General features: G+C 53.4%; 19 protein-coding genes. 4 read left to right on the top strand and 15 right to left on the bottom strand.

Annotation, left to right across the window (positions count from 1 at the left end):
- Positions 1–39 precede the first annotated feature (39 nt).
- The 7 genes from ABE504_RS20885 to ABE504_RS20855 form a co-directional block, all read right to left on the bottom strand.
- A complete protein-coding gene (locus ABE504_RS20885; protein WP_430092241.1) occupies positions 40–1572 on the bottom strand; it encodes an extracellular solute-binding protein in 1533 nt (510 codons plus the stop codon).
- Positions 1573–1664: 92 nt separating this feature from the next.
- Positions 1665–2525 (bottom strand): carbohydrate ABC transporter permease, encoded by an 861-nt coding sequence (locus ABE504_RS20880; protein WP_430092239.1) that lies wholly within the window; start codon positions 2523–2525, stop codon positions 1665–1667.
- On the bottom strand, positions 2519–3379 hold the full coding sequence (locus ABE504_RS20875) for an ABC transporter permease (RefSeq protein ID WP_430092765.1): 861 nt from the start codon (positions 3377–3379) through the stop codon (positions 2519–2521). Before ABE504_RS20875 ends, ABE504_RS20880 begins: the two co-directional genes overlap by 7 nt.
- A gap of 240 nt (positions 3380–3619) precedes the next feature.
- Positions 3620–5398, bottom strand: a complete 1779-nt coding sequence (locus tag ABE504_RS20870; RefSeq protein WP_430092237.1) for a cache domain-containing sensor histidine kinase — start codon at positions 5396–5398, stop codon at positions 3620–3622.
- Positions 5399–5404: 6 nt separating this feature from the next.
- Complete coding sequence (locus tag ABE504_RS20865) at positions 5405–6184, bottom strand: response regulator transcription factor (protein ID WP_430092235.1); 780 nt, start codon at positions 6182–6184, stop codon at positions 5405–5407.
- 211 nt (positions 6185–6395) lie between these two features.
- The gene (locus ABE504_RS20860; RefSeq protein WP_430092234.1) at positions 6396–6914 is read right to left on the bottom strand and encodes a hypothetical protein; all 519 of its coding nucleotides are present in this window, start codon (positions 6912–6914) and stop codon (positions 6396–6398) included.
- A gap of 3 nt (positions 6915–6917) precedes the next feature.
- Complete coding sequence (locus tag ABE504_RS20855) at positions 6918–7925, bottom strand: AAA family ATPase (RefSeq protein WP_430092232.1); 1008 nt, start codon at positions 7923–7925, stop codon at positions 6918–6920.
- A gap of 272 nt (positions 7926–8197) precedes the next feature.
- On the opposite strand from ABE504_RS20855, the gene ABE504_RS20850 reads away from it, so the two are divergent.
- Positions 8198–8872, top strand: coding sequence for a response regulator transcription factor (locus ABE504_RS20850; protein WP_430092230.1), 675 nt, complete (start codon positions 8198–8200; stop codon positions 8870–8872).
- A complete protein-coding gene (locus tag ABE504_RS20845) occupies positions 8869–9864 on the top strand; it encodes a sensor histidine kinase (protein ID WP_430092229.1) in 996 nt (331 codons plus the stop codon). The genes ABE504_RS20850 and ABE504_RS20845 overlap by 4 nt, the downstream gene beginning before the upstream one ends.
- On the opposite strand, the gene ABE504_RS20840 is transcribed toward ABE504_RS20845, so the two are convergent.
- The 3 genes from ABE504_RS20840 to ABE504_RS20830 form a co-directional block, all read right to left on the bottom strand.
- On the bottom strand, positions 9865–11832 hold the full coding sequence (locus ABE504_RS20840) for an FtsX-like permease family protein (RefSeq protein WP_430092227.1): 1968 nt from the start codon (positions 11830–11832) through the stop codon (positions 9865–9867).
- Complete coding sequence (locus ABE504_RS20835; RefSeq protein WP_430092226.1) at positions 11829–12575, bottom strand: ABC transporter ATP-binding protein; 747 nt, start codon at positions 12573–12575, stop codon at positions 11829–11831. Before ABE504_RS20835 ends, ABE504_RS20840 begins: the two co-directional genes overlap by 4 nt.
- 175 nt (positions 12576–12750) lie before the next feature.
- Positions 12751–13401, bottom strand: coding sequence for an alpha/beta fold hydrolase (locus ABE504_RS20830; protein ID WP_430092224.1), 651 nt, complete (start codon positions 13399–13401; stop codon positions 12751–12753).
- 358 nt (positions 13402–13759) lie between these two features.
- Here ABE504_RS20830 and ABE504_RS20825 point away from each other — a divergent pair, with 358 nt between their 5' ends.
- Positions 13760–18400 (top strand): fibronectin type III domain-containing protein, encoded by a 4641-nt coding sequence (locus tag ABE504_RS20825; protein WP_430092222.1) that lies wholly within the window; start codon positions 13760–13762, stop codon positions 18398–18400.
- Between the two features lie 155 nt (positions 18401–18555).
- Here the strand turns inward: ABE504_RS20825 and ABE504_RS20820 are convergent, their stop codons facing one another.
- Positions 18556–19314, bottom strand: coding sequence for an SDR family oxidoreductase (locus ABE504_RS20820; RefSeq protein WP_430092220.1), 759 nt, complete (start codon positions 19312–19314; stop codon positions 18556–18558).
- Positions 19315–19512: 198 nt separating this feature from the next.
- Here ABE504_RS20820 and ABE504_RS20815 point away from each other — a divergent pair, with 198 nt between their 5' ends.
- Complete coding sequence (locus ABE504_RS20815; protein ID WP_430092218.1) at positions 19513–20124, top strand: TetR/AcrR family transcriptional regulator; 612 nt, start codon at positions 19513–19515, stop codon at positions 20122–20124.
- Positions 20125–20172: 48 nt separating this feature from the next.
- Here the strand turns inward: ABE504_RS20815 and ABE504_RS20810 are convergent, their stop codons facing one another.
- From ABE504_RS20810 to ABE504_RS20795, 4 genes are all read right to left on the bottom strand, one after another.
- On the bottom strand, positions 20173–21054 hold the full coding sequence (locus tag ABE504_RS20810; RefSeq protein WP_430092216.1) for a hypothetical protein: 882 nt from the start codon (positions 21052–21054) through the stop codon (positions 20173–20175).
- A 21-nt stretch (positions 21055–21075) separates the two neighbouring features.
- Complete coding sequence (locus ABE504_RS20805) at positions 21076–23538, bottom strand: heavy metal translocating P-type ATPase (protein ID WP_430092214.1); 2463 nt, start codon at positions 23536–23538, stop codon at positions 21076–21078.
- Between the two features lie 19 nt (positions 23539–23557).
- Positions 23558–23755 carry a cation transporter gene (locus ABE504_RS20800; protein ID WP_430092212.1) on the bottom strand — a complete coding sequence of 66 codons (198 nt, stop codon included), beginning with the start codon at positions 23753–23755 and terminating at the stop codon, positions 23558–23560.
- Between the two features lie 577 nt (positions 23756–24332).
- Entirely contained in the window at positions 24333–24659 is a 327-nt protein-coding gene (locus ABE504_RS20795; RefSeq protein WP_430082172.1) for a metal-sensitive transcriptional regulator, read from the bottom strand.
- Positions 24660–24692: the final 33 nt, after the last annotated feature.

Raw genomic sequence — 24692 nt, 5'->3', positions numbered from 1 at the left:
GAGGAAAGGAAGCACATTCTCCTCCCTTTCCCCCCGCAACTATTTTACGTAGCCGAGTTCTTTAATTCTTTTCTCCGCAGCATCCGTATATGCCTTGTAGTTCATCGTACTTTCCAACGTTTTGAGGAAATTATCATATTCACCCAGCGGACGTTTGCTATAAACGAACTTCGAAATTTCCTCTTCAATGAAACGGTTGGCGTCAGCCGCGTTATAGCCGTTTGGCGCATCGATGAATCCGTTCAGCGTTTCAATGCGAGGCTGTTTGTTGGCAAAATCGATATACTTGACTTGCGAAGCAAATTTCACCTTCAGATACTCCTGCTCCGGACGACCCGTGAACTGATACAGCCAGAAATAGCCGCCTTCTTTATTCATCAGATCTGTCGGCACCACTTTATCGCCTTCGAGATTGTAGTGCTTGCCCTTCACACCGTACTGTACTAACAAGGAACCATCCTTGGAAGAAACGTAGTTCAAGAGATCAATGACCTTTTGCAGCTTCTCCGGGCTCTTCTCAAGCGCTTTCGGAATCGCGTACAATCCGGCAGGATTCCCAATATCCCAGGTACCCGAAGCTTGTCCGCCCGGCCCCTTGACCGCGTCGACCTGAACCCATTCCGCATTCGGATTGACAGCCTTAATCTGCTCAATAATTGGCGCATTGGTCATATTTGACCAAGCCGTGTAAATGATACCCGCTTGCCCTTTGATCGCCTTTTGCCCTGCTTGCGTATCATTCGTAACCAGGAGCTCCGGATCTACGACGCCTGCCGAAATCACCTTTTGAATAAATCCAAGCGCATCCTTCATCTCAGGTGCATACAAAGAGTTCACAAGCTTATTATCTTTCACGAAAATGCCCGGCGTGCTGTCGTTGTAGCCAATGCCATAAGCGCCGAAAATGCTGTTAAACGCATTCAGTTTGGCACCTGTAAAGCCGAATGTATCTTTTTTCCCGTTGCCGTCCGGGTCTTTATCTGTAAACGCTTTCGCAACGTCGAATAATTCCTCTGGTGTCGTCGGCACTTTCAGGTTCAGCTTATCCAGCCAGTCCTTGCGAACCCAAAGGGACATTTTGGATGCCGTCGGCTTCTTGGCAACGGCAAACGTTTTGCCGTTCATCACGCCTTGCTTCAAGCTGGCCTCACCGATGTAGTCCGCCGTTGGCTTTAACTTGTCCAGATAAGGCGTCAGGTCCAGCAGAAGGCCTTGCTCTGAATATTGCTTGAGCTGCTGGCGGTCGACGGCGAACAAGTCCGGATAATTGGAGGAAGCGATACGTACGTTCAATTGATTTTTATAATCTTCCGGTGAAGCATAGACGGTTAGATTAATTTTGGTATTCAGCGCTTTGTCGAGTTCCTGCTTAATGATATCCTGATCGGAAGTAGGAAGGCCGGAGCCCTGCTCAATAATATCCAGTTTGATCGGTTCGCTGCTGGTCGCTGCCGGCTTTACGCTGGCCGATGTTTTGTCTTCTGTCGATGGCGCTGCGCCGCAGCCAGCCAGCAGCGTGCTGCCTGCAAAAGCCATAGCGAGCAGTGTTGGAACGAGCAATTTCTTTTTCATAGATACCCCATCTTTCTAATTTGTAGTTGAGTTATATTGTCACCGCGGCGGAACGAATCTGGCTGCAGTCCTGATCGTCCATTAAAGCGGGGTCAACCTTTGACGGAACCCATCAGCATCCCTTTAGTAAAGTGCTTTTGGATAAAAGGGTACACAACGATAATCGGCAAGCTTGCCATCACGACGGACGCCATCTGCATCGTTTCCGTCGGCATCATGTTCTCCGCATTTTCAAGCGGCATCTGGGTCTGGATAAGAATTTCGCGAATCACGACTTGCAGTGGAAACAAACCGCGGTCTGTCACATACATGATGGCTTGAAAGAACTCATTCCAATGACCAACCATATAGAACAGCCCGATCGTCAGCATCGACGGAATCGACAGCGGCAGCACAATCTGCCAGAGAATCCGGAATTCCTTCGCGCCATCCATCCGCGCCGATTCAAATAATTCTTCCGGAAGTCCTTCGAAAAAGCTTTTCATAATCAACACATTAAAGCTCCACACCGCATTCGGTAAGATCATGGACCATACCGAGTTCAGAAGGCCCAACGACTTGACGATCAGATAGGTCGGAACCAACCCGCCGCTGAACAGCATCGTAAACACAACCATCAGGAGGAAAAAGGTTCTTCCCGGGAGATTCTTGCGACTCAGCGGATACGCCATCAGCGAGGTCAAAACCAGATTAACCACGGTACCGACGACCGTAATAATAATCGTAATCACATAAGCCCGAGGAATATTTGTTTCCGTAAAGAGCTTATGGTACGCGCTGAGCGTAATCGATTTGGGAATCAGCACGAACCCGCCGTTCTTGAGCACTTCGGTGAAGGGCGTAATCGACATGGAGACCACATACATGAGTGGTAAAATGGCAGCCAAAGCCGCAAGTCCTAGAACAACCACCACGACGAGATTGAAGATTCTGTCTTCCCAACCTCTTACCATACGCCCTCCCCCCATTTCTTCGATAATTGATTCGAGCCCAGCACCAGAACGAGGCCGATGACCGATTTGAACAATCCAACGGCAGCCGCCAGTGAGAAGTTCAACTGCTGCAGCCCTGTCCGGAACACCCACGTATCGAGAATGTCTGCCACTTCATACACCTGGACGTTATACAGAATGTAGATTTGGTCAAATCCGGCATCCATAATGTGACCTAGCTTCAAGATCAACATCAGCACGATGACCGTTCGGATCCCCGGCAGCGTGATATGCCAGATCATTCTGACCCGGCTTGCGCCATCTACACGAGCCGCCTCGTACAAGGTCGGATCGATCGCGGTCATCGCCGCCAAGTAGATGATCGCTCCCCAGCCGAGATCCTTCCAAACTTCGGAGCTGACAAGAATGGTTCGGAAATAATCAACGGAGGACATGAATCCGATGGCATTGCCGCCGGCATCCTCAATCCAGTTGTTGACGATCCCGGAATTTTGGGAAAGCAGCGCAATGAGAATGCCGTAAATAATGACCCACGACAGAAAATGCGGCATGTACGTTAAGGTCTGAACGACGCTTTTGAACCAGCGCAGCCGGCATTCATTCAGGAGCAGCGCCATAACGATGGGCGGCACCATGCCAAACACCAGCTTATAAATGCTGATCAGAAGCGTATTGACCAGAAGCTGTGAGAAATACGGTGAATTGAAAAACGTTTGAAAATGCTTGTACCACGGATTCGCCCAATGGCTGCCAAGTATGCCATCCAATATTTGATAGTCCTTGAAAGCAATAATGACGCCGTACATCGGGATATATTTAAAAATGACGTAGTAGATGAGACCCGGCAAGAGCATGAGATAAAAAGCGCGAAACGCCCAAACCCGCTTTGCCGAGCCTGCAACCCCTGCTCCCCTTTCCTTGCCCTCAGCCCTAGTCTTGCGCCCGCTTACGATCTGCTGTTCCATAAGGCCACCTCTTTTCCATGTAATCACTCGCTTCCTAACGGGCTGAACCTAGTATAGCAAGCGCTTTCTCAGGAAAATATACAGTGATCCTGTCATAGTGTTCGAATTCTTGCAATTGCACTTATCCGGTCACGGCGTATGTTCGACAGCCGGAAGCTCGATGCGGATCAGCGTCCCGACCCCGGGCCTGCTGAAGATCGAGAGCCCATACTCCGGGCCAAAATGAAGTCCGATCCGATCATGGACGTTCATGACGCCGATGCCGGTAAACCTGTGCTTGCTCGGAGCCTTGCTGCGTTCGGCAAACAAGCTATCGAGCTGGTCGGCGTTCATGCCCATGCCGTCGTCACGGATCGTGACGACGAGCATCTGCTTCACGCATTTGGTCCGAATCCGAATGCTGCCCGGCCGTTTCAGCGGCACCAGGCCGTGAAAAATGGCATTTTCGACGAGCGGCTGCAGCGTCAGCTTCAGAATCCGCAGCTTGGCCGTTTCCGGCGCCGCCTCAATCGCCATCGTGAATTTATCTCCGTAGCGGATTTGTTGAATATATGCGTACATCCGCAGCCCCTCCAGCTCTTCATCCAAGGTGACGAATTCCGAGCTTTTGTCGAAGCTGAACGACAGCAGGCCGACCAATGCCTTGATGGTCTCCCGTACTTCCTGAATCTTATGCTGCTTGGCAAGGCTCGATATGCAGGCCAGCGTATTATAGAGAAAATGCGGCGCAATCTGGCTTTGCAGCATTTTCAGCTCGAACTGCTTCTTCCGCTGCTCGGCCTCCCGCGTTTCCTGAAGCAAATTGTGAATCCGCTCCATCATGGCATTATAGCTTCGCGCCAGCCGGCCGATCTCATCGCTGCCGGTCACATGAATCGTATGCTGGACATCCACATCACGTACGCGGTCCATTTTCGCCACCAGTGTGCGCACGGGCATCGTAATATACCGCGAAATCATATACGTACTGGCCAAAATAATCACAATCCAGAACAAGGCCGCCGTGCTGAAATTTCGATAGAGACTTTGGATATTTTGGTAGAAATAACTGTTCTCGTAAAAGGCAATAAAATACCATCCCAGTTTATTCATGCCCGCTTTGACCGCGACCAGATCTCCCTCGGGACCTGGCATTTCCGATGCGCCGACCGGAAGGTCTGCGATTTGGTCGACAAACCCCGTATCCAGTTCCGGCGGAAATACCGACGTGTTATACGGAATCAGTCGATACGCGCTTAATGGCAGCGTGGCGTCGAACAACTGCACGACATTCTTTTTATTCGTGATAATAGCAAACGTCTGATTCTTCGTGTTCATGAACTGCGCTAGCATGTTCGTCAATTGCACGAGGTCGATTTCGACGACCGCAATGCCTTTGAACGCTTTCGTCGAGGAGGAGTCCAGCGGCAGTACGAACGCCACGGTCTTGCCCGACATCGGCGACTGGTAAGGTTCGGTGATGAACATCCCATACGTTTGCTTGGCCTTCTCTAGCAGCGATTGGATATGGGGATTGCCGATAATATCAAAGGTCGTCTGCGAGTTCGTGATCACATGACCGTCCTCTCGGACCAGGTACATATTTTTGTACAGCGTACTGTTCTTGTTCGCGTAATTGCGCAGCACCTCGGATGCTTCCTTTTCCTTGCCGTCGTCCAGCAGGTCGTCACGCGTGGAGATAAGCATGAGAATGTTCTGCACGTTATCGAGGTACGCATTCATATAGAGATTCGTGCGGTCAATAATAATTTGCGAATCCATGACAACCTGCTTGCGGAACACATTTTCCGCCTCGCGCAAGTTCAGCCAAGCGAGCCCGCCAAGCAGCACCACCGTCGCCAGCGATAAAAAAAGAAAATGTTTGGCCAGCATACTCCAGCTGCCAAACCAGGATACGATTGCTTTCATGCGGAATCATCCTTTTTTGAATTCTGTCGGCGCAACGCCGGTCCAATTGCGGAACAGCTGCGAGAAGTAGCGGTAGCTCGGGATGCCGACCTGCTCGGCAACTTCATAGACTTTGAGTGGCGTCGTCTGCAGCAGATGCACCGCCTTCTCCATCCGCAGCCGGGTAATGTAGTCGTTGAAGGCTTCGCCCGTCTCCTCCTTGAATAGCCGGCTCAAATAGTACGAGCTCAGCCCTACCTCCTCCGACACGGAGGTCAGCGTCAGCGGCTCGCCTAGCTTCTGCTCGATGATGCGCCGCGCGAGCTGCACTTCCTTGCGTACACGGCGCGCCGGCTCGGCGGTGCCTTGCTCCAGCTCTCGCCGCAGCTGCTCTTGTCCGTAGCGCTGCAGATCCTGTTCGCGCCGCTGGGACACTCTCGTTTTATCAATCGAAGCTTGCAGATCTCCCTCTTCCAAGGCAAGCTTGGTGAAATAGTCCAAAGCTCCCAGCCTCAGCGCCTCCTGGGCGTAGTGGAAGTCGCTGTGGCAGGTGAGCAGCACAACCTGCATGAAAGGCCATTTTTGCTTGATCGCCCGGAACAGTTCCATGCCGTTCATGATCGGCATCGTGATGTCCGTAATGACCAAATCCGGCTGCAGCCTCTCACACAGCTCCAGGGCTTCCTCGCCGTTTTCAGCTTCGCCGACAAACTCCGCACCGAATGAAGCCCATGGCAGGGAGCGCAGCTCTTGACGCAAGGGCAGCTCATCATCCACGATCAACACACGTATCGGTGTATCTGACATCTCTCTCCCACCCTCAGGCTGTAGTTGAAATCGCTTACGTATATATTACTCTCCATCATACCAAGTTTTAAAAAGTTTGTTTATACAGCGATATTGCTAAATTGTACAAAGTTTGCGAAGGCGCCGCTGCCCTCGTGATTGAATTAAAAAAGCACTGCGACTTCTCAGATTGAGAGCGCGGTGCTTTTTTGATGCAGGAAGATCGGCCCTGTTAGCTTCCGATTGCGGCAATCGGGAACTGTCTGTATGCAGGGTTGTTGTTCCACTCAGAGATGGATAGAATTTCAAATCGTTTGATGAGTTGCTGGTTAAATTCAGGCTCCTTTTGTAACTCGAACGGCAATTTTGAACCTATTTTCGTTTTAATCCGCAGTCGTTCGGTGCTCCCAGCAGTGGCACACTCAAGAATATAAATGTAGCAAAAAGGCTTCGTATGTTTTAACGCTAATAAATAAAGCAAGCCGCCATAAAACTTCATGGCCATGCTAATATAATGCTTATCTTCCCGGAGCTTTTGAACAAAAGCTCCGGGATCAGCTGCATTCTCGACATCTGTATTTTTATATTCTATCAGTAGGATTTCGGTATCAGTCTCAGCAATGAAATCAACGTCACTCAATACGGATGAGATTTTAGTATACTGCGAGTTTAGTTGATCAGTTGCCCACAGCGCTGCGGAGAAGTCAAACTGGAATTGTCCGTTTTCCTCTATAAAAACACGTTCATTCACAGCCTAATCCCCCAAGTTCTTATTGAACACTTCTTCAAGTAAACGGTCATAGGTTTTCACAATTGAATTGTTCTTTAAGTCTTTGAAATAAGCATTCTGTTCCACCGTTACCCCGGCCTCTGTATGAAAGAAAGAATAAAAAGTAACTGGGTCCGTTTGCTTTCGTTTGACTTCCAAATACTTAGAAAAAACATAATCATGTGTTGAAACGAAAATTTGAACGCCACTGCGTTGCAACTCCAACAGCATTTCAACCAAAACAGGAATGTGTGCGGGATTAATATTCGCCTCAGGCTCATCCCAAAACAAAACTGCTCCTTTTTCCAAGGTGCCATTTTTAATTAACTGCCACAACAACGCGATTTTTCGAATGCCCTCTGCTACAAGTGAAAATTCTATCTTGCCGTTACTCTTCAGAAAGAACTTTTCGTTCTCTATGAGCACAGTCCCCGTTGTAATCTTTTGCAGGATATCCAAGTATCTTTTGCGAGCATTGTTGTCTTTTCCAACAGAAATATCAACCTTGGCTGAAGTAATAATGTCTATGTAGGTATCATCGAAATCCACATTATTTTTGTCTGCTGCTGCTTCCAGATTCCACGAATTTGATAATATTTCCTTGGCTGGTATAAAGGTGCTAGTTAAGGAAGACAACTGCTTTTCCCATTTACTTTCTCCAGTTACTGTCGCTTCCCACTTTTGTGTCTTATTATGAAATTCCGCTGAAATCTGCGTCTGATCGGACTCGACTATAATTTTGGACTGAGTATTCCCTTTCCGCCTTCTTAATAGTCGAGCGATTTTTAATTGATCCGGCTTAAAAACCTTAACTAGTTTATGGTTAAAAGCAACATCAATTCTTACAGCCTGGCAAGCGCTGTAGAGTACCTTCATAACATGTGTTTTCCCAGTTCCGTTCTCTCCAATGAATACATTGATACCAGATGAGAAGGGGATATCAACATGTTCAAACACAGTGAAACTATCAAGCACAATTCTATTAATCGCCATTCTGCTCCTCCTCTCTTAACCCATGTTCTGTTTCATATAGTATTAACTATCTCACTTTGCATCAAACACATTTGCAAGGATTAGTAATGAAAATATTTGATATCTTACCAAAAAATTATAGCATAGAATTCTTTGGGTTGGTTGCCCTTAACATCTCAAACTAATTCCATTCGACACTGTCGATTAAATTCCCTTTCCCCGCCCGCATGAAATCCCGCCACAAATCGGCTACAATACAGCTAACAACCATTTGACAAGAACGAGGGATGCGTATGTACCGCATTATGATCATTGAGGACGATGACACAATTAGACGCATTGTCGCTGATACTTTGACGAAGTGGCAGTATGAAGCGGTGGAAGTCACCCGGTACGATCAGGTGCTCAAGGATTTTGAACAGGCGGAGCCGCATCTGGTTGTCATCGATATTAACCTGCCGGTCTATGATGGATACTACTGGTGTCAGCAGATTCGTGCGGTGTCCAAGGTGCCGATCATTTTCCTTTCTTCGCGCAATCAGAACATGGATATTATTATGGCGATCAATATGGGCGGGGACGATTTTATCCAGAAGCCCTTTGATTTGGATATCCTGGTCACGAAAATCAGCGCGCTCATCCGCCGGAGGTATACGTATCAGGAGGATGCGAGCCCTGGGCTCACCCATCAAGGCTTGAAGCTCAATTTAGCCAATTCGTCCATGGAATACCAAGGGAAAAGCGTGGAATTAAGCCGAAATGAACTGATCCTGCTGCAGCTGTTGATGCGGAATATCGGGAAAATCATCTCCCGCGAAGACTTCATGCAGGCCTTATGGAAGGAGGAGCAGTTCGTCGATGACAACACGCTGACGGTGAATGTCAACCGGATGCGCAAGAAAATTGCGGCGCTGGGGCTGGAGGATTTTATTCGCACGCGCAAAGGAATGGGGTACTTGATCGAATGACCTTTCTGCGCTACCTCAGCTATGAAAGACCGTTGATTTCTGTGTATGTGGTCAGTTTCCTGATGGCCGCCGCTATCTTTGTCGCAGATCGTCACGATGCCTCGGCTTGGGGGACGTTTGTGTACGCCTTTGTCCTGATCTCGCTGGTATGGCTCGGATTTCTCGTCTATCGCTACCGACAGCATGTCCGTATCATCAGACAGATGCAGGCCGGCCAGGCTTACGACAGCCTGTCGCTCGAAGGAGAATTCGCGCAGAACTTTCTCGAAGAGCTGACGAAGCAGCATATCCGGCAAATGAATCAGATTCAGGAGAAGCAGAAAGAGCATTATGATTATATCGTCTCCTGGTTTCATGAGATCAAAACGCCGATTGCGGTGCTTCGCCTGCTGCAGCAGACTGAGCTGAATGCGGACAGCCTGCGGGAAGAGATTGCGAAGATCGAGCACTATGTGGATCAAGCCCTCTATTACGCCAAGCTGGACAGCTTTAACCATGATTACGATATTCAAAAGTGTGACGTGATTGGGATCACGAAGGCGCTCGTGAAGGCGCATGCGACAACGTTTATTTCCAAAAGGATCGGCATCCGCTTCGAAGCCGAAACGCTCGCTGTGCAAAGCGACCCGAAATGGCTGCAGTTTATCGTTAATCAACTTGTCACGAACAGTTTAAAATACACCGGCCAGGGCGGAAAAATAACGATTTCCGCAAGCCAAACCCCACAGGACCAGCAGCTGCGGATCCGGGACAATGGAATCGGGATCTCGCCCTCAGACCTGCCCCGAATCTTTCAGCGGGGGTTCACTGGAGAGACGGGACGCACGCATGCGAAGTCAACCGGCATGGGTTTGTATTTGGCGCAGCAGCTTGCCAACAAGCTTGGCCACACCATCACCTGTACGTCCGAGGCCGGCGCCTATACGGAATTTGTCGTTCACTTTCCCAAGGATGACGACCCCTATGTCCACGTACGGCAAAAACCGCAATGATCAGTTCATTACGGTTTTTGGGTTTACGATTTTGTAATACACTCGGGTTGAAGAGGCGTAAAACAGGAAGTAAATCACAAAATAAAGCGCCAAGACAGTTGCGATCATCGAGGTCAGTTGCGGGAACCCCCTCACCTCAGCCATCGCCAGGTAATGCAGGAGAAACCAGCTGTGCAGCAAACCGAGAAGCAGCGGAGGCAAGAAAACGAACAGCAGTTGCGTGCGGATCACCCCTTTTAATAAACCGTCACTGACTCCAATTTGCCGCAAAATCGCATAGTGTCTCTGCTCCTCCGTCGCTTCGCGCAATTGCTTGAAATAGATGATGCTGCCCATGGCGAACAAGGCGATGACCGCAAGGAAAGCCACGGAAAACAACAGCAAGGATGAACCTTCAATATCGATGGTATAGAGATCGACAAAAGCCGAGTAGTACGTTTCAGGGGACGTGACAACGATATCATGGATTTTCCGCGATAAAGCAACGGATTTGGCCGCTTTGTCAATCTGATAAATGTCAAAGGAGGCCAGGACTTGCCCAGGCTGCAGCCGTGCGAACGCTTCGTCGGAAATAATGAGGACGGCAGGCATCTTGCCAATATCTCCGCTGGCCTCTGTGGCTTTGCCGAGCAGGACATAGTCCTTTTTCCCGATGACATCAAACGTCGTTTCTTCCTTCAGCTTCACCGTAAAATGAGGCGGATTGCCTCCCGCATCCCCGTTGGCTGAGGCGCCTCCTCTAGCCAGGGCAACGGCTTCCTGCCCCTGCACGTTCACCTGCTGATCATCGCCGCGCAAGCTGACGATCTCATTATATTGCGAGGCAGCGAACAGCAGGACCGATGCTTCATACCGTTCGCCAAAAGCCGCCTCTCTCCCCGCAACAGGTTCCGTACGCAGTCCTTGGATTTCCTTATGATAGAGCACCCGATGATGATCCTCCTCGATCATGCGTTCAATTTGGTTGCGCGTCGGCTCATCCTGCGAAGTAAACGCCAAGTGGTTCGGAAACTCTTGTCCCGCGCTCACAAAGTGAACCGCATAGTTAATCGCCACGAAACCGACCAGAAAAATAATTAACGCGCTAAATAAGGAAATAAAGGTCAGGTTCGTCGTATTCCCCCGGACGGAGAAGCGAAGCGAGGAAACCCAGAGCATTTGGCTGCCCTCGACATAGGTCTTCCTGCGGCTGATCCTCTCCAATACCCAACCGAAGCTTTGGCGAAAAAACAAATACGTGCCGCCAATGATGCCGACGATCGTGGCGATAAAGCTTATCGTGAAGTGACGGCTCCAGTAGACCGAATCGCCTGCTTGGCTTATCAGAAAATAACCCAGCCCTAGCAGCACAATGGCACAACCCGCAAGCCCTGCCGAAAAAGATAACGGCCTGTCCATTTTGGCTTTGGCATGAAACAGCTCCACCAATTGAACGCGCCGCACGCTGAAGTAGCTTTGCACGCTCGTCATGACGATCAGGATGAGAAAGAGAACAACCGTCGATCCTACCGCCTCTACCGGAAAAGAGAAGGAAATCACCTGCTCGTACTGCATGAGACGCATGAGCAGCATGCCAAAAAATTTGGACAGCAATCCCCCGGCTATAATTCCGCCCGTCAGTGAAACGGCGCTCAAACACACCGTCTCGATCAGAACCATCCCGGCAATTTGCCATTCACTCATTCCATAAAGCAGGTACATCCCGAATTCTTTTTTGCGTTGTTTCATAAAGAACGAGTTCGCATACAGAATAAAGAAAATGATAAACAGGAAGACCACAATGGATGTGATGGCGGCGCCGGTCTGGAGAATCTCTTTATTGCTAAGCGCTGCCAGGATATCCGGATTGAACATGAAAGCCGCGAAGGTAAAGTAAATCACAACCCCGACAAGCAGAGAAACGAAATAAATCCCATACAGCCGGAAATCCCGCTTCATGTTCCGCCAGGACAAATCGAACAGATTCAACGCAGCTCACCCCCGAGGGCGCTTTGAATGGTCAAGATGCGGTCAAAAAATTGCTTTTCAGACTGCTCTCCCTTGAACATTTCATTGACAATTTTACCGTCACGGAGAAAAATGACGCGCCGGCAGTAGCTCGCCGCATACGGATCGTGGGTGATCATCAGCACCGTCGCTTGGAATGTTGCGTTAAGAGATTGAAGCTGCTCCAGTAGCTGAGTGGCAGACCTGGAATCCAGCGCCCCCGTCGGCTCGTCGGCAAACACGATCGCCGGATTCGTAATGAGCGCCCGGGCGGCAGCCGTCCGCTGCTTCTGACCGCCGGAAATTTCCGATGGATACTGCTGCAGGATCGCTTCGATATGAAGCGCTGCGGTCAATCTGGAGAGCCGCTGCTCCATGTCCGCTGCCGGTGTTTTTTGCAGCGAAAGCGGCAGTACAATATTTTCCTTCACCGTTAACGTATCCAGCAGATTATAGTCCTGAAAAAGAAATCCCATGCGCTTTTGGCGGAATGCCCGCAGCGCTTTCTTTTTTAAATCGAGCAGCGACTGCCCTTCCACCCAAACCTCGCCCCCGTTAAAGGCATCCAGGGTAGACAGGGTGTTCAACAATGTCGTTTTTCCCGAGCCGGACGGCCCCATAATCGCCGTAAATTCCCCCTGCTCAATGGTGAGATCGATATTTTTCAATACCTGCGTTTTCCCGTAAAATTTGGATAAGTTCTTTGCTTCTATGATTTTCGCCATGCATCCGTCCTCCTTCACCTCCCTACTATACGGGGTATAATTCCCGGTAACCATCGATTTAACAACAAAAAAGGTGACATTCTTGTCACCTTGTGTTTGCGAGATGAAAGTTGTCCGGCTGCTGAAATACACTACTCTTTCGGCGGCAGGCTGGAAATCCCTGCACATGAAGGCGCTACACGCCAACCGGCTCACCTGCGAAAAAAGCGATCAACTCCTGCGCAATCGCCTCGGCGTTCAGCTTTTTGGTGTGACCAAGGCCTTTCTTAGTCACCAGTCGCGCATTCGGCAGCGCCTTAGCTGCCGCTTGTGTGCCGCGCCGCAGGGCGATCGGGCTCTCCGGGCCTTCCAGCACCACGGTCGGCATCCCCACGCCGCGCCACTGGTGAGCGGGCAGCGACTTGCCCGTGTTCAGCCCTCCAGCAGCGCCGCATCTTACGGCAGCGTGTGCGCAACCGCCATGAGCCGATCCCAGACGCCCGGCATCAGCCGCATCATCGTCACGACGAAACCGGGCGCGCCCATCCCTTTCGTCATAAAATACTTGATCGTCTCGGCACGCCGATCCGCCCGCGGCCTGGATCAGCGCCGCGAGATCCTCGATCTCGCGCTCGATGGCGTACGGCTGCTGCCGATTCCCGCTGTCGCCGCGCCCGCGCCGATCATAGTTGTACACCGTGAAATGCGGAGACAACCTCTTCGCGAGCTCCACCTGCCCCGGGAACTGGCGGTAGCTGAACGCCCCGGCAACGAGAATCAGGGCCGGGCCTTGGCCCGATTTGTCATAAGCGATTTGGGTACCGTCTTGCGAGTGAACGAAGTGCATGGGTAAACACGCTCCTTGGGAGTGGATGGGGATTTTTTGCCCCGTTTGTATACACAACGAACGGGAGTGGGCGGAATCGACATGTTGGGAAAATTTTTTTAATTTCTTTTGAAGCGTCGATGGAGGGATATCTATAGGAGGATCCCCCTGAAAAAAGAATTCAGAGTTCCCCTATAACGAAGAGAAAAATAATGGGTGAAATTACCTATTGTGTAGCACGAATCAAGAAGGAATTCGACAATATCCTCTAGAATAATGTCGAATAACGTCGATAATATTTGAATTTTCCGGTGTCGACCCTATCATCGCAAATGTACGATTTCAAATCACGCCCATACGGGGGGGAACGAACGAGAAGATGAGAAATTCAAGTAGAGCAAGGGATTTTTTACGCATACTGCTGACATCCGTACTTGCATTGATTGTGGCATTGCCTGTCTATCTGCCTGTCGCTTCGGCGGCAACCAATCAGGCTAACATGCCCGCCAATCGGCAGTTGCATCGGGCGGTCACGATGGCCGATGGCAATGTCATGGTGACTGGCGGCAACGACGGCATGCAGCAATCCGCTGCCACGATGATTTACAACCCGACACTTAATTCGTGGGCATCTGGTACATCTATGATCACCGCCCGATTCAGCCACGCCGCAGTCCTTCTTCATGACGGGAGGATAATGGTCATCGGAGGCAACAGTTTTAACAGCGGCGTTCTTAACAGCGTTGAAATTTATGACCCGACAACGAACACATGGAGCGCAGCCGCTCCGCTTTCCGTTCTCCGCGCTGCTCATGCCGCTGTGACGCTGCCGGACGGCCGGATATTGGTCGCCGGAGGCGGAAATGACGACGGTGATCTTGCTTCGACCGAAATCTACGATCCGACGACAAACACGTGGTCCGCAGGTCCAAGCATGCCGGCTAGCCGAAAAGAATTCGGCATGGCGCTTATGGGTGATGGCAGGGTGCTCGCTTCCGGCGGTACAGTGAATGGGTCAATGTCCAACACCGCGTTGATCTATGATCCCGCGACAAACAATTGGTCGGCCGCTGCGAACATGCCGACAATGCGTTACATTCACGGCTCAACAACGTTGGAGGACGGCAGAGTTTCGGTGGCCGGTGGCTTTGACCCGAACTATTCACCTCTCGCGACCACGATTATTTACGACCCGGAAACCGATACCTGGCTCTCCGGTCCGACGATGAACGTAGGCCTTCTCGCCCCCGAAGTTGTGCTGCTGCAGAACGGAAATGTATTTCTTGCCGGCGGCGCAGGCAACTCCGGGCCTTCCAATCACAGTGAAACGTATCGCCCAACGCCGCGAACGTCCATGCCGAAGCCGAGTATTGCGGCTGGCGCAGTTTCTCCCGGCACGAACATCTCACTGTCAACCTTTGCAGCAGGCACGACCATTTATTATACGACCGATGGCACGACACCAACGACGGCAAGCACGGTTTACAGCGGGGCGATAACGGTGAATGGACCGGTGACGATTAAGGCGATCGCGCATCGCAGCGATTGGGGAAGCAGCCGGGTGATGACAGCCAGCTATACATTGAACATCCCGCTCACCGCAACGCCGGCAGCGGAACCGGCCGGCAGCGAAGTCGCTCGCGGCACCTTTGTCTCGCTATCGACGAGCACCATCGGGGCGGTCATTTACTACACGACGGATGGCAGCACACCGACGACAACAAGCGCGGTTTACGGCAGCCCGATCGCCGTAAACGCTGCGATGACGATCAAGGCGATCGCCGTGATGGACGGCATGGCCAATAGCCTCGTAATGTCCGAGGCTTATACGATCCAGCCGATCAAACCCGACGCGCCGGTCGTGACGGGCGTCACGCCGGGCAATGGCGAAGCAAGCGTCGCGGTGATGGTTCCTTTTGACGGCGGAAGACCGGTTACATCCTACACGGTAACGTCTTCACCGGATGGCATTACAGCCACAGGCGCAAGCAGCCCGATTGCCGTCACTGGATTGACGAACGGTACGGCCTACACGTTCACAGTAACCGCCACGAACTCGGTTGGCACATCGGACGCATCGGCGGCCTCGGACAGCATCACGCCAGCGAGGGAACCAGGGGCACCGACGGACGTAACAGCGGAGATGGGCAACGGCGAAGCAATGGTATCATTTACAGCGCCGGCCGATAACGGCGGCACCGAAATTGCCAGCTACACGGTGACGGCATCGCCCGGCGGACGGACAGCGACCGGCACTGGAAGTCCGATCACGATCACGGGTCTGACCAACGGTACGTCGTACACATTTACTGTGAAGGCGACGAATAGCGCGTTAACGTCGGCACCTTCCGCAGCGTCGAATGCGGTCGTTCCGATGACCGTTGCGGGCGCACCGACGAACGTTACGGCGGAATGGGGCAATAGTCAAGCAACCGTATCGTTTGATCCGCCTGCCGACAACGGAGGCAGCGCCGTGACGCAGTATACCGTAACGGTGTCACCCGGCGGACGGACGGTGACCGGCTCAAGCAGCCCCATCACGGTCACGGATCTGACAAACGGCACATCCTATACGTTTACGGTAACGGCAACGAACGCGGTAGGATCTTCTTCGGCTTCCGGGTCATCATCCGCCGTTACACCGGCCACGGTGCCGCAGGTACCGACAAACGTCGTCGCTGCGCGCGGCGACGGTCAAGCAACGGTATCGTTCGATGCACCGGCGGATAACGGCGGCAGCGCCGTGACGAGCTACACCGTGACGGCTTCGCCAGGCGGACGGACGGCAGCTGGCTCGGCTAGCCCGATTACGGTAACGGGGCTGACGAACGGTACAACGTATACGTTCACGGTAGCGGCGACAAATGTGGCAGGTTCATCTGAGGTTTCAACGCCTACGGCCGAGATAACGCCGGCAGCCGTGCCAAGCGTTCCGACTGGCGTGACGGTTGAAGAAGGCGAAGGCGAAGTAACCGTTCGGTTCACGACGCCTTCGAGCGATGGAGGTAGCACGATTACCGGCTACACGGTAATGGTATCGCCAGGTGGACGAACGGTAAGCGGTACAACCAGCCCGATTACGGTAACAGATCTAGTTTACGGTGTACCTTATTCATTTACGGTGGCAGCAACGAACGACGCCGGGGCATCGTTAGCGTCCGCGGCAACACCTGCCGTCACACTCATCACAAAACCAGGCGAACCGACCGACGTTGCCGCGGAATGGGGCAATGGCCAAGCGACCGTAACATTTACACCTCCGGCCTTTATTGGCGGCAGTACGATTACAGGCTATACGGTAACCGTATCACCGGGGGAACAGACCGTAGAAGGAACAGAAAGTCCAATCATCGTCACGGGTCTTCAAAACGGCACAGCCTACACGTTCACGGTAACAGCGAAAAACGCGGCAGGCTTATCCACAGCATCCGCATCGTCCGCTTCGGTTACCCCAGCGACCGTACCAGGCGTACCGACCGACGTTACCGCCATTGCGGACGATAGCATAGCTTATGTCTCATTTAAGCCGCCGGTCGACAACGGCGGCAGTACCGTGACGCAATATACGGTAACGGTCCTGCCGGGAGACAAAACCGTCACAGGTACGGGCAGCCCCATTACCGTCACAGGACTTACAAACGGCATACCGTACACCTTTACGGTGACAGCCGCGAATATTGCCGGCAGTTCCGCCTCTTCCGGCGAGTCGGCAGCGGTTATCCCTTACTCGCAACCCGATTCTTACGTTCCTTACGTTCCACAGCAGACAAGTGCGGATGTGCTCGTTAACGGCCAGCGCGAAAGCGCGGGCAAGCTGACGATATCCGAAGCGAACGGACGCAAGGTGGCGACGGTCGAGGTCGACGAGGCGAAGCTGGGGGCCAAGCTGGACGCCCAAACGCAAGGTGCAGTCATTACGATTCCAATCCAAGCCGGAGCGAACGTCATATCGGGCCAATTGAACGGCCGGATGATTCGGAACATGGAGACCAAATCGGCGTTCGTTGAGATTAAGACGGAGACAAGCTCGTATGCGCTCCCGGCGCGGCAAATCAATATCGATAACTTGGCCGCCAAGTTTGGCAAGGACGTAGCGCTGCAGGACATCCAAATCCGGATTGAGATTGGCGCACCTGCGGAGAAAACCGTCAAAGTCATCGAGCAGTTGACCGGTTCAGGCGAGCTCCAACTTGTCGTGCCTGCCGTGGAATTTAACGTCAGCGGCACCTACAACGGCACAACGGTTGCGATCGATCAATTCGACGCATACGTCACACGGACGATCGCGATCCCGGATGGCGTGGATCCAACCAAGATCACGACCGGCGTCGTCATCGATGAGAACGGAACGGTTCGGCACGTGCCAACCAAGATCACGTTGATCGAAGGCCGCTACTACGCACAGATTAACAGTCTGACAAACAGCACGTACTCGGTTGTCTGGCATCCGCTCACCTTCCAAGATACCAAAGGTCATTGGGCGGAAGCAGCCATTAACGATATGGGCTCCCGCATGGTGATCAGCGGCGTGGATGACCGGAACTTCCTACCGGAGCAAAACGTCACACGAGCGGAATTCGCGGCGATGCTTGTTCGTGCGCTCGGCTTAAAGCCGGACACATCGCACCTTTCCTTCTCGGATGTTAATGCGACATCCTGGTATGCGGGCTACGTCGGCGCTGCCGTCCAATATGGCCTCATCCAAGGCTTCGACGACGGACACTTCCAGCCGGAGGCAACGATGACTCGCGAGCAGGCAATGGTGATGACGGCGAGAGCGATGCGGTTAACGAGCGATGCCTTGCCGCAGCTCAGCGCCGCGCAAGTGCAAGCAGTAGTCGCCGGATTCGGCGACAGCAGCGCAGTTGGCACCTGGGCCACGGACAGCATCGCATTGTTAGTCAAACGCGGACTGGTCGTCGGGGGAGCCGCGAACCAGCTTGCACCGAAAGATTCGATCACACGAGCAGAAGTGGCCATTATGGTCCAGCGACTGCTGAAGCAGTCGGGACTCATTTAAACCAATCCAACACAAAGAGGCAAGCCCACGGGCTTGCCTCTTTTGCGCATATCGGAAAGTATATTCTCGAAGTGGCTCTGTGCCATCAGTAAACGCACCCGTCCTCGACAGGAAGGCGGAGTCGTTTATCTTTGGCCCTCAGCGGGCCGCTCCTCTTAATAAGCCGTCCAGCCCGCATCCGCGGTGACTACGGTGCCGTTCACGAAGCTGGAGTCGTCCGACGCCAGGAACAGCGCCACCTTCGCGATTTCCTCCGGCTCGCCGGTGCGCGGGTTGATGCCCATGCCGGTCATCGCGCGCTCCATGCCGAACGGGTTCGGCGCGTTGATGCTCGTCGCGATGTTCGTCGCTACGCCACCAGGGGCGATCGCATTGCAGCGAATACCCTGCTTGGCGTACTGGAAGCCGACGTTTTTCGTGAAGCCGACAACTGCGTGCTTCGCCGCCGTATAGGCTGCACCTGCGCGGGAGCCGAACAAACCACCGGCCGAAGCCACGTTGACGATGACGCCGCTTTGTTTTTCAAGGAAGATAGGCAGTACTTTGCGCGTTGCGCGCATCGGTCCTGTCGTGTTTATCGCAAACACGCGCTCCCACAGCTCGTCCGTCAAATCCGCCGCAGGCACGAAGTTGTCCATGATGCCCGCGTTATTGACCAAAATATCGACAGTGCCGAACTCCGACACGGTATGATCAATCAGATGCTGAATATCTTCTTCTTTGGCTACGTTCGCCGCAATCGCGATGGCTTGTCCGCCTTTTTCTTTAATGCCGTTAACAACGACATCCGCCGACTCTACACGCAGGTCCGACACAACAACCTTCGCACCTTCCGCCGCGAACAGCTCCGCGATCGCTTTACCCATACCCGACGCTGCGCCGGTAACAACAGCCACTTTTCCAGACAATTTCATGCTGAATCCCTCCCAGATTAGGTTGTGATCAATAGGGTTTCTCTATACTTACCGAACAAATGTTGAGTAGAGAACATCTGTTACGTTCAGTATAATAGAGAGGTAAGACCCCCAACAATCAGTAAAAAACCTCCGTTTGTTAGCTAACCGACAAAACGAAGGCTTTTGTTCACTATTTGACACAAGGGAATGATTGGGATGACAGATCCGACAAAGCCGGCGGTCAAAACCGACCGCAGAATCCTCCGCAGCAAGCGGGCCTTGCGCGAAGCGCTGCTCGCGCTGATGGCGCAGAAACCTTTTGCCACCATCACGATTACGGAAATCGTGGAGCAGGCGAATTACAACCGCGGGACGTTCTACGCCAATTATGAAAGCAAAGAAGTCCTGCTCGATGATGTGTTCGCTGAACTAATTCAGGAACTGCTTCAATCGTTCAGAGCTCCGTATGAGAAAGTCGCTATTTTCCGCATTAACGAGCTGCAGGCGCAATCGATTATGATTTTTCAGCATGTATACGCGAATGCGAAGGTCTACACGACCTTGCTCCAAAGCGATGTGCTGCCCGTACTCAAGCAAAAGATGTTTCACGCCCTTAAACAAATTTCAAGGGAAGAACTACTCTACGAAGCGAATGACATCGACCCGGAATTGGCCTCCGTTTTTTCGATCAACGCCCTGCTCGGGCTACTGTTTCATTGGATTGAAAGCGGCTTTCAGCACTCCACCGCCTACATGCAGGAGCAGCTCATCAAGCTTATTCATTATCATCCGCGGGATGCCAGAACCGCCATCAGACCGCCGAAATAGGCGACTTTCCGAAATTAAAGTACCGGTACATTTCGGAAAGCGCCATAGCTACTTCACATCCACGGTAAAAGGAACCGTGATCACCTCGCCATTATGTTGAAATTGCCCCCAAATGCGGTAGGTGCCAGCTTTCGGAAACGTCGTGGCAAACTTGGCATCCGGCCCCGTCGCCTTTTCATCCAGCGGGTGCACATGCAGATACTGCTCGGTGTCCGCCGAGATGATCACGACGTGCCCGACCGCGCCCAAATACGGCTGCAGGTCCGTAATCCCCTTCTTCGTCTTCGCATCGCGAATCGTAAAAGTCAGCATCGTCTCCTGATTCACTTTCAGGCCGCTCGCCGCAAGCGTGATTTCTTTGCCGCTCACTTCTTTGACTAGCTTGCTGTCCGCGGTGATGGAAGTGTGCCCCGTGTCGGCGCCGTCGACCTTCACCTGCTGACTCAAGGTCGTGGAGCTGCCCCCACTCGGGACAAAATCGGCAAAAAGCTTATAGTCCCCGCCCGCCGGGAACGTCACCGGCACCGTGAACTGACCGCCGCCTTTGTACGCGGGGTGAAGATGCTGAAAGTTCGAGAGGTCATGACTCACGGCGATAAGATGCAGCAGCTTTTCATGGTTCACCTGAAAATCCTGCACAGGCTTGCCCGCCTGATCCGTGATCTTCACGGTCAGCTCGGCGGGTGCGCCGGCCTTTGGCACGCCGGCGGCGAAGGTGAACGCCGCCTGCATGTGCGCAGCGGCGGCAGGCGCTTGCGGCGCGGCCTCGTGGCCGCTGTGGCCGGCATGGCCGTCCGGCTGCGCGCTGGCGCTGGTCGGGACCGCTGTCGCGCCGTGCCCCGCATGCGCGGTGGCGGTCTCCTTCGCCTGACCGCAGGCGGTTAGTAGTCCCAGCATGAGAATCGCCGGGATGATGATCTTTTTATGCATGTGGTATATCGCTCCTACACATCATGAATTTCGAATGCGAACCCGCTGCAGCCTTAAAGCATTGAGCACGACCGAGACTGAGCTCAGCGCCATCGCCGCGCCCGCCACCCAAGGGGCCAGCAGGCCCAGGGCGGCAATCGGAATGCCGAGCGCGTTGTAGCCGAGCGCCCAAAACAGGTTTTGCCGAATGTTGGCCATCGTCTTGCGGCTCATGTAGATCGCGTCCGGGATGCTGGCGAGATCGCCGCGCATCAGCGTCACGTCCGCGGCTTCCATCGCCACGTCCGTGCCGGTGCCGATCGCCATGCCGATGTCGGCCGAAGCCAGCGCCGGCGCATCGTTGATGCCGTCGCCGACCATGGCGACTTTGCGGCCCTCCGCCTGCAGCCGTTTCACTTCGGCGGCTTTGCCTTCCGGCAAGACCTCGGCGAGCACGCGGTCAATGCCGACTTCGGCGGCGATCGCTTTCGCCGTCCGCGCATTGTCACCGGTCATCATGATGACCGCGATGCCCATGTCCTTCAGGCGGCTGACCGCCGCCTGGGACGATTCTTTGACGGTATCGGCTACCGCTACAATACCCCCGTACCCTTTCTCGATGGCAACGAGCATCGCGGTTTTGCCCGCTTCCTCCAGCTGCGCCATCGCGGTGAAAGCTTCTTCCGGCACGGAGATGCCTTGCTGTTCCATCAAGCGCCGCGTGCCGACCAGCAGCGCCTTCCCTTCGATAACGGCCTGGATGCCATAGCCGGGAATCGCTTCGAAAGATGCCGCCTCCGGCAGCTCCAAGCCTCTCGCTCGGGCGCCGGCGACGATCGCTTCCGCGAGCGGATGCTCCGAACCCCGTTCCGCCGCGCCTACCAGTCGCAGGAATTCCGCTTCCGAGGCGCCGCTAGCCGCTACGATCACATCCGTGAGCTCGGGCTTCCCTTTTGTAATCGTGCCCGTTTTATCCAAAATCATCGCATCAATCTTATGCGTCTGCTCCAAGTGCTCACCGCCCTTGAACAGGATGCCCAGCTCCGCGGCGCGGCCGGAACCCGCCATGATGGACGTCGGCGTCGCCAGACCGAGTGCGCAAGGGCACGCGATGACGAGGATCGCGATCGCTTTCTCCAACGCTCCGGCAAAATCCCCCGGTGTCACAAGGAAATACCACACCAGAAAAGCGACGAGGGCAATCCCGACGACAATCGGGACAAAAATGCCCGAAATCACGTCCGCCACCCGCTGAATCGGCGCTTTGGAGCCCTGCGCTTCTTCCACGACTTTGATGATTTGCGCCAGCGCGGTGTCTTTACCGACCTTTGTCGCGCGGAAGCGCAGGCGGCCGTTGCGGTTGACCGTCGCGCCGATCACGGCATCGCCGGGGCGCTTCGACACCGGCAGACTCTCGCCCGTGAGCATCGACTCGTCGACGGAGGATTCGCCTTCGAGCACCTCGCCGTCGACCGGGATTTTCTCGCCGGGACGGACGATGACGATGTCGCCGGTGTGTACGGTCTCGACCGGAACACTGAGCTCCTCACCGTCACGGATGACTAGCGCTGTTTTCGCCTGCAAGCCCATCAGCGATTTGATCGCTTCGGACGTGCGGCCTTTCGCCAGCGACTCCAGCAGTTTCCCCATCACAACCAGCGTGATCAGGATCGCGCTGGTTTCATAATAGAGCTCAGGCGCGCCATGATGCATGCTGCTCCCCTCCGCGTACCAATCCAACGTCTGGTATAGGCTGTAAAAGAACGCCGCCGACGTGCCGAGCGCCACGAGCACATCCATATTCGCGCTGCCGTTCCGCAGCGCTTTGTACGCGCCGACGTAGAACTGGCGGCCAATGTAAAACTGCACCGGCGCGGCCAGCACGAGCTGGAACCACGGGTTCATGAACAGCTCCGGCGTCCACAGCCACGAGGTAAAAGAAAAGTGCCCCGCCATCGCCCACAACAGCGGGAGTGACAGCACTGCGGACAGCAGCAGCTTGCGCTTATGCCGCTTCAGTTCCAGCTCGCGGCGCTCGGACGCATCCGCGCCCTGCTCTTGCTTCAGCGCCGCGCCGTAGCCGAGCTTTTCCACCCGCGCGATCATGTCGGCGGGCGTGACTTCCGCCGGATTGTACGTCACACGCGCGGCTTCCGTTGTTAAGTTCACTGCAGCGGTTTCCACGCCCGGCAGCTTATTCAGCACCTTCTCGATCTTCGCTGAGCAGGCCGCACAGGTCATGCCCGTCAGCGTCAGATCGACCGCTTCCTTGACGGTGTCGTAGCCCAGCTTCTGCACCGTCTGCTCCATTTTCGCAACATCGATGCGGCTAGGATCGTACAGAACCGTCGCGCGCTCCAGCGCGAAGTTGACATTGGCTTCGGCGACGCCGTCGAGCCGGTTCAGGCCTTTTTCAATGCGTGTTGCACATGCGGCGCACGTCATGCCGGTCAACTGCAGCGATGTCGTCTTCGTGCTGACTGTTTCCGCGTTTCTCAGTTCCATACGAGCCTCACCTCACTTTTTATACATCGTAGCCTTGCTCTTCAATCGCTTCCTTGATCGTGTCGACCGCCAGCTTCGTTTCGTCAAAATCCACCGTCACCGTACCGCCGGCCAGATCGACCTTTCCTGTCGCGCCTAGCGCTTTAACCGCGCCCTCCACAGAACTTACACAGTGACCGCAGGACATTCCGCTAACTTTTAAAGTAATTTGTTGCATGATATATCGCTCCTTGAAATGGGATGATGTTTTCTTGATTTTTAGTATACCCCCCTACCCTATATAACGTCAAGCTTATTTCTAAAATTTTATATTCCCCTGACTAGGCAGGTTTCAACCACAAGCATAGCTAGGCTCGAAAACTAGCGGTGTGCAAGAAGCATGAGGTTCAGCCGGGTGTCATTGGAGATACATCCGACTTGAACCCGTCACGTTGCCTTACGCAACAAGCTACCGGAGGGGCGGCATAGACGACGGTTTCTCCCTTTTCCGATTGCAAAAGCTGCAAAAAGGCAGGCATTGGGACGATTTTCTTGCGCTTTCAAGAAATACCTGCGTATCGGCAGGCATTTTCTGAGAAACGCCCCGCCTGGAGCATAAATGAAGGAAAAAACTGCTTATTTGCAGGCTCCCCCCCGTTTTTCCGTCAAAATGAGGAAATTCCTGCTCTTTTGCAGGCTTCGGTTTATTCGAAGAACTTGCACCGGCTGTACAGGCTTTAGCCGAGCTTTTAACAAGCTTTTAACAAGCATCCCTCCGCATGACAAAAAAGACCCAACCCCTCACAGGCCAGATCTTACTTCATCAGCTTATTAATCGTTGTCAGCAGTTCCGTAATCACATCTTCATCGCCTTCGTGAATGCGTTCGATGACGCAGCTTTTCATATGGTGCTCCAGCAGCTGCTTGCTCACGCCGTTCAGCGCCGATTGAATAGAGGAAATCTGGTTCAGGACGTCGTCACAATACGTGTCCTTCTCAATCAATCCCTTCACCCCGCGAATCTGCCCTTCAATGCGGTTCAATCGCGTGATCAGATTGCTCTTCGCCTTGTCGGAGTGGTGGCTCTTGCGTTCGCTCGGGTTTGCACACGATTCATGGCCGCACGCTTCAGTTTCAGACATCGCGATCCCTCCTTCCTGTTTGCATTGTAACAT

Source organism: Paenibacillus oryzisoli (assembly GCF_050467285.1).
Classification (GTDB): Bacteria; Bacillota; Bacilli; order Paenibacillales; family NBRC-103111; genus Paenibacillus_E; species Paenibacillus_E oryzisoli_A.
This window is presented reverse-complemented; position numbering and strand designations above follow the sequence as displayed.

Excerpts from the sequence above, each read along its gene's own strand:
- ABE504_RS20885 (WP_430092241.1), bottom strand. The coding sequence starts at position 1,572 with ATGAAAAAGAAATTGCTCGTTCCAACACTGCTCGCTATGGCTTTTGCA.
- ABE504_RS20880 (WP_430092239.1), bottom strand. The coding sequence starts at position 2,525 with ATGGTAAGAGGTTGGGAAGACAGAATCTTCAATCTCGTCGTGGTGGTT.
- ABE504_RS20875 (WP_430092765.1), bottom strand. The coding sequence starts at position 3,379 with ATGCTCTTGCCGGGTCTCATCTACTACGTCATTTTTAAATATATCCCG.
- ABE504_RS20870 (WP_430092237.1), bottom strand. The coding sequence starts at position 5,398 with ATGAAAGCAATCGTATCCTGGTTTGGCAGCTGGAGTATGCTGGCCAAA.
- ABE504_RS20865 (WP_430092235.1), bottom strand. The coding sequence starts at position 6,184 with ATGTCAGATACACCGATACGTGTGTTGATCGTGGATGATGAGCTGCCC.
- ABE504_RS20855 (WP_430092232.1), bottom strand. The coding sequence starts at position 7,925 with ATGGCGATTAATAGAATTGTGCTTGATAGTTTCACTGTGTTTGAACAT.
- ABE504_RS20850 (WP_430092230.1), top strand. The coding sequence starts at position 8,198 with ATGTACCGCATTATGATCATTGAGGACGATGACACAATTAGACGCATT.
- ABE504_RS20845 (WP_430092229.1), top strand. The coding sequence starts at position 8,869 with ATGACCTTTCTGCGCTACCTCAGCTATGAAAGACCGTTGATTTCTGTG.
- ABE504_RS20835 (WP_430092226.1), bottom strand. The coding sequence starts at position 12,575 with ATGGCGAAAATCATAGAAGCAAAGAACTTATCCAAATTTTACGGGAAA.
- ABE504_RS20830 (WP_430092224.1), bottom strand. The coding sequence starts at position 13,401 with ATGCACTTCGTTCACTCGCAAGACGGTACCCAAATCGCTTATGACAAA.
- ABE504_RS20825 (WP_430092222.1), top strand. The coding sequence starts at position 13,760 with ATGAGAAATTCAAGTAGAGCAAGGGATTTTTTACGCATACTGCTGACA.
- ABE504_RS20820 (WP_430092220.1), bottom strand. The coding sequence starts at position 19,314 with ATGAAATTGTCTGGAAAAGTGGCTGTTGTTACCGGCGCAGCGTCGGGT.
- ABE504_RS20815 (WP_430092218.1), top strand. The coding sequence starts at position 19,513 with ATGACAGATCCGACAAAGCCGGCGGTCAAAACCGACCGCAGAATCCTC.
- ABE504_RS20810 (WP_430092216.1), bottom strand. The coding sequence starts at position 21,054 with ATGCATAAAAAGATCATCATCCCGGCGATTCTCATGCTGGGACTACTA.
- ABE504_RS20805 (WP_430092214.1), bottom strand. The coding sequence starts at position 23,538 with ATGGAACTGAGAAACGCGGAAACAGTCAGCACGAAGACGACATCGCTG.
- ABE504_RS20800 (WP_430092212.1), bottom strand. The coding sequence starts at position 23,755 with ATGCAACAAATTACTTTAAAAGTTAGCGGAATGTCCTGCGGTCACTGT.
- ABE504_RS20795 (WP_430082172.1), bottom strand. The coding sequence starts at position 24,659 with ATGTCTGAAACTGAAGCGTGCGGCCATGAATCGTGTGCAAACCCGAGC.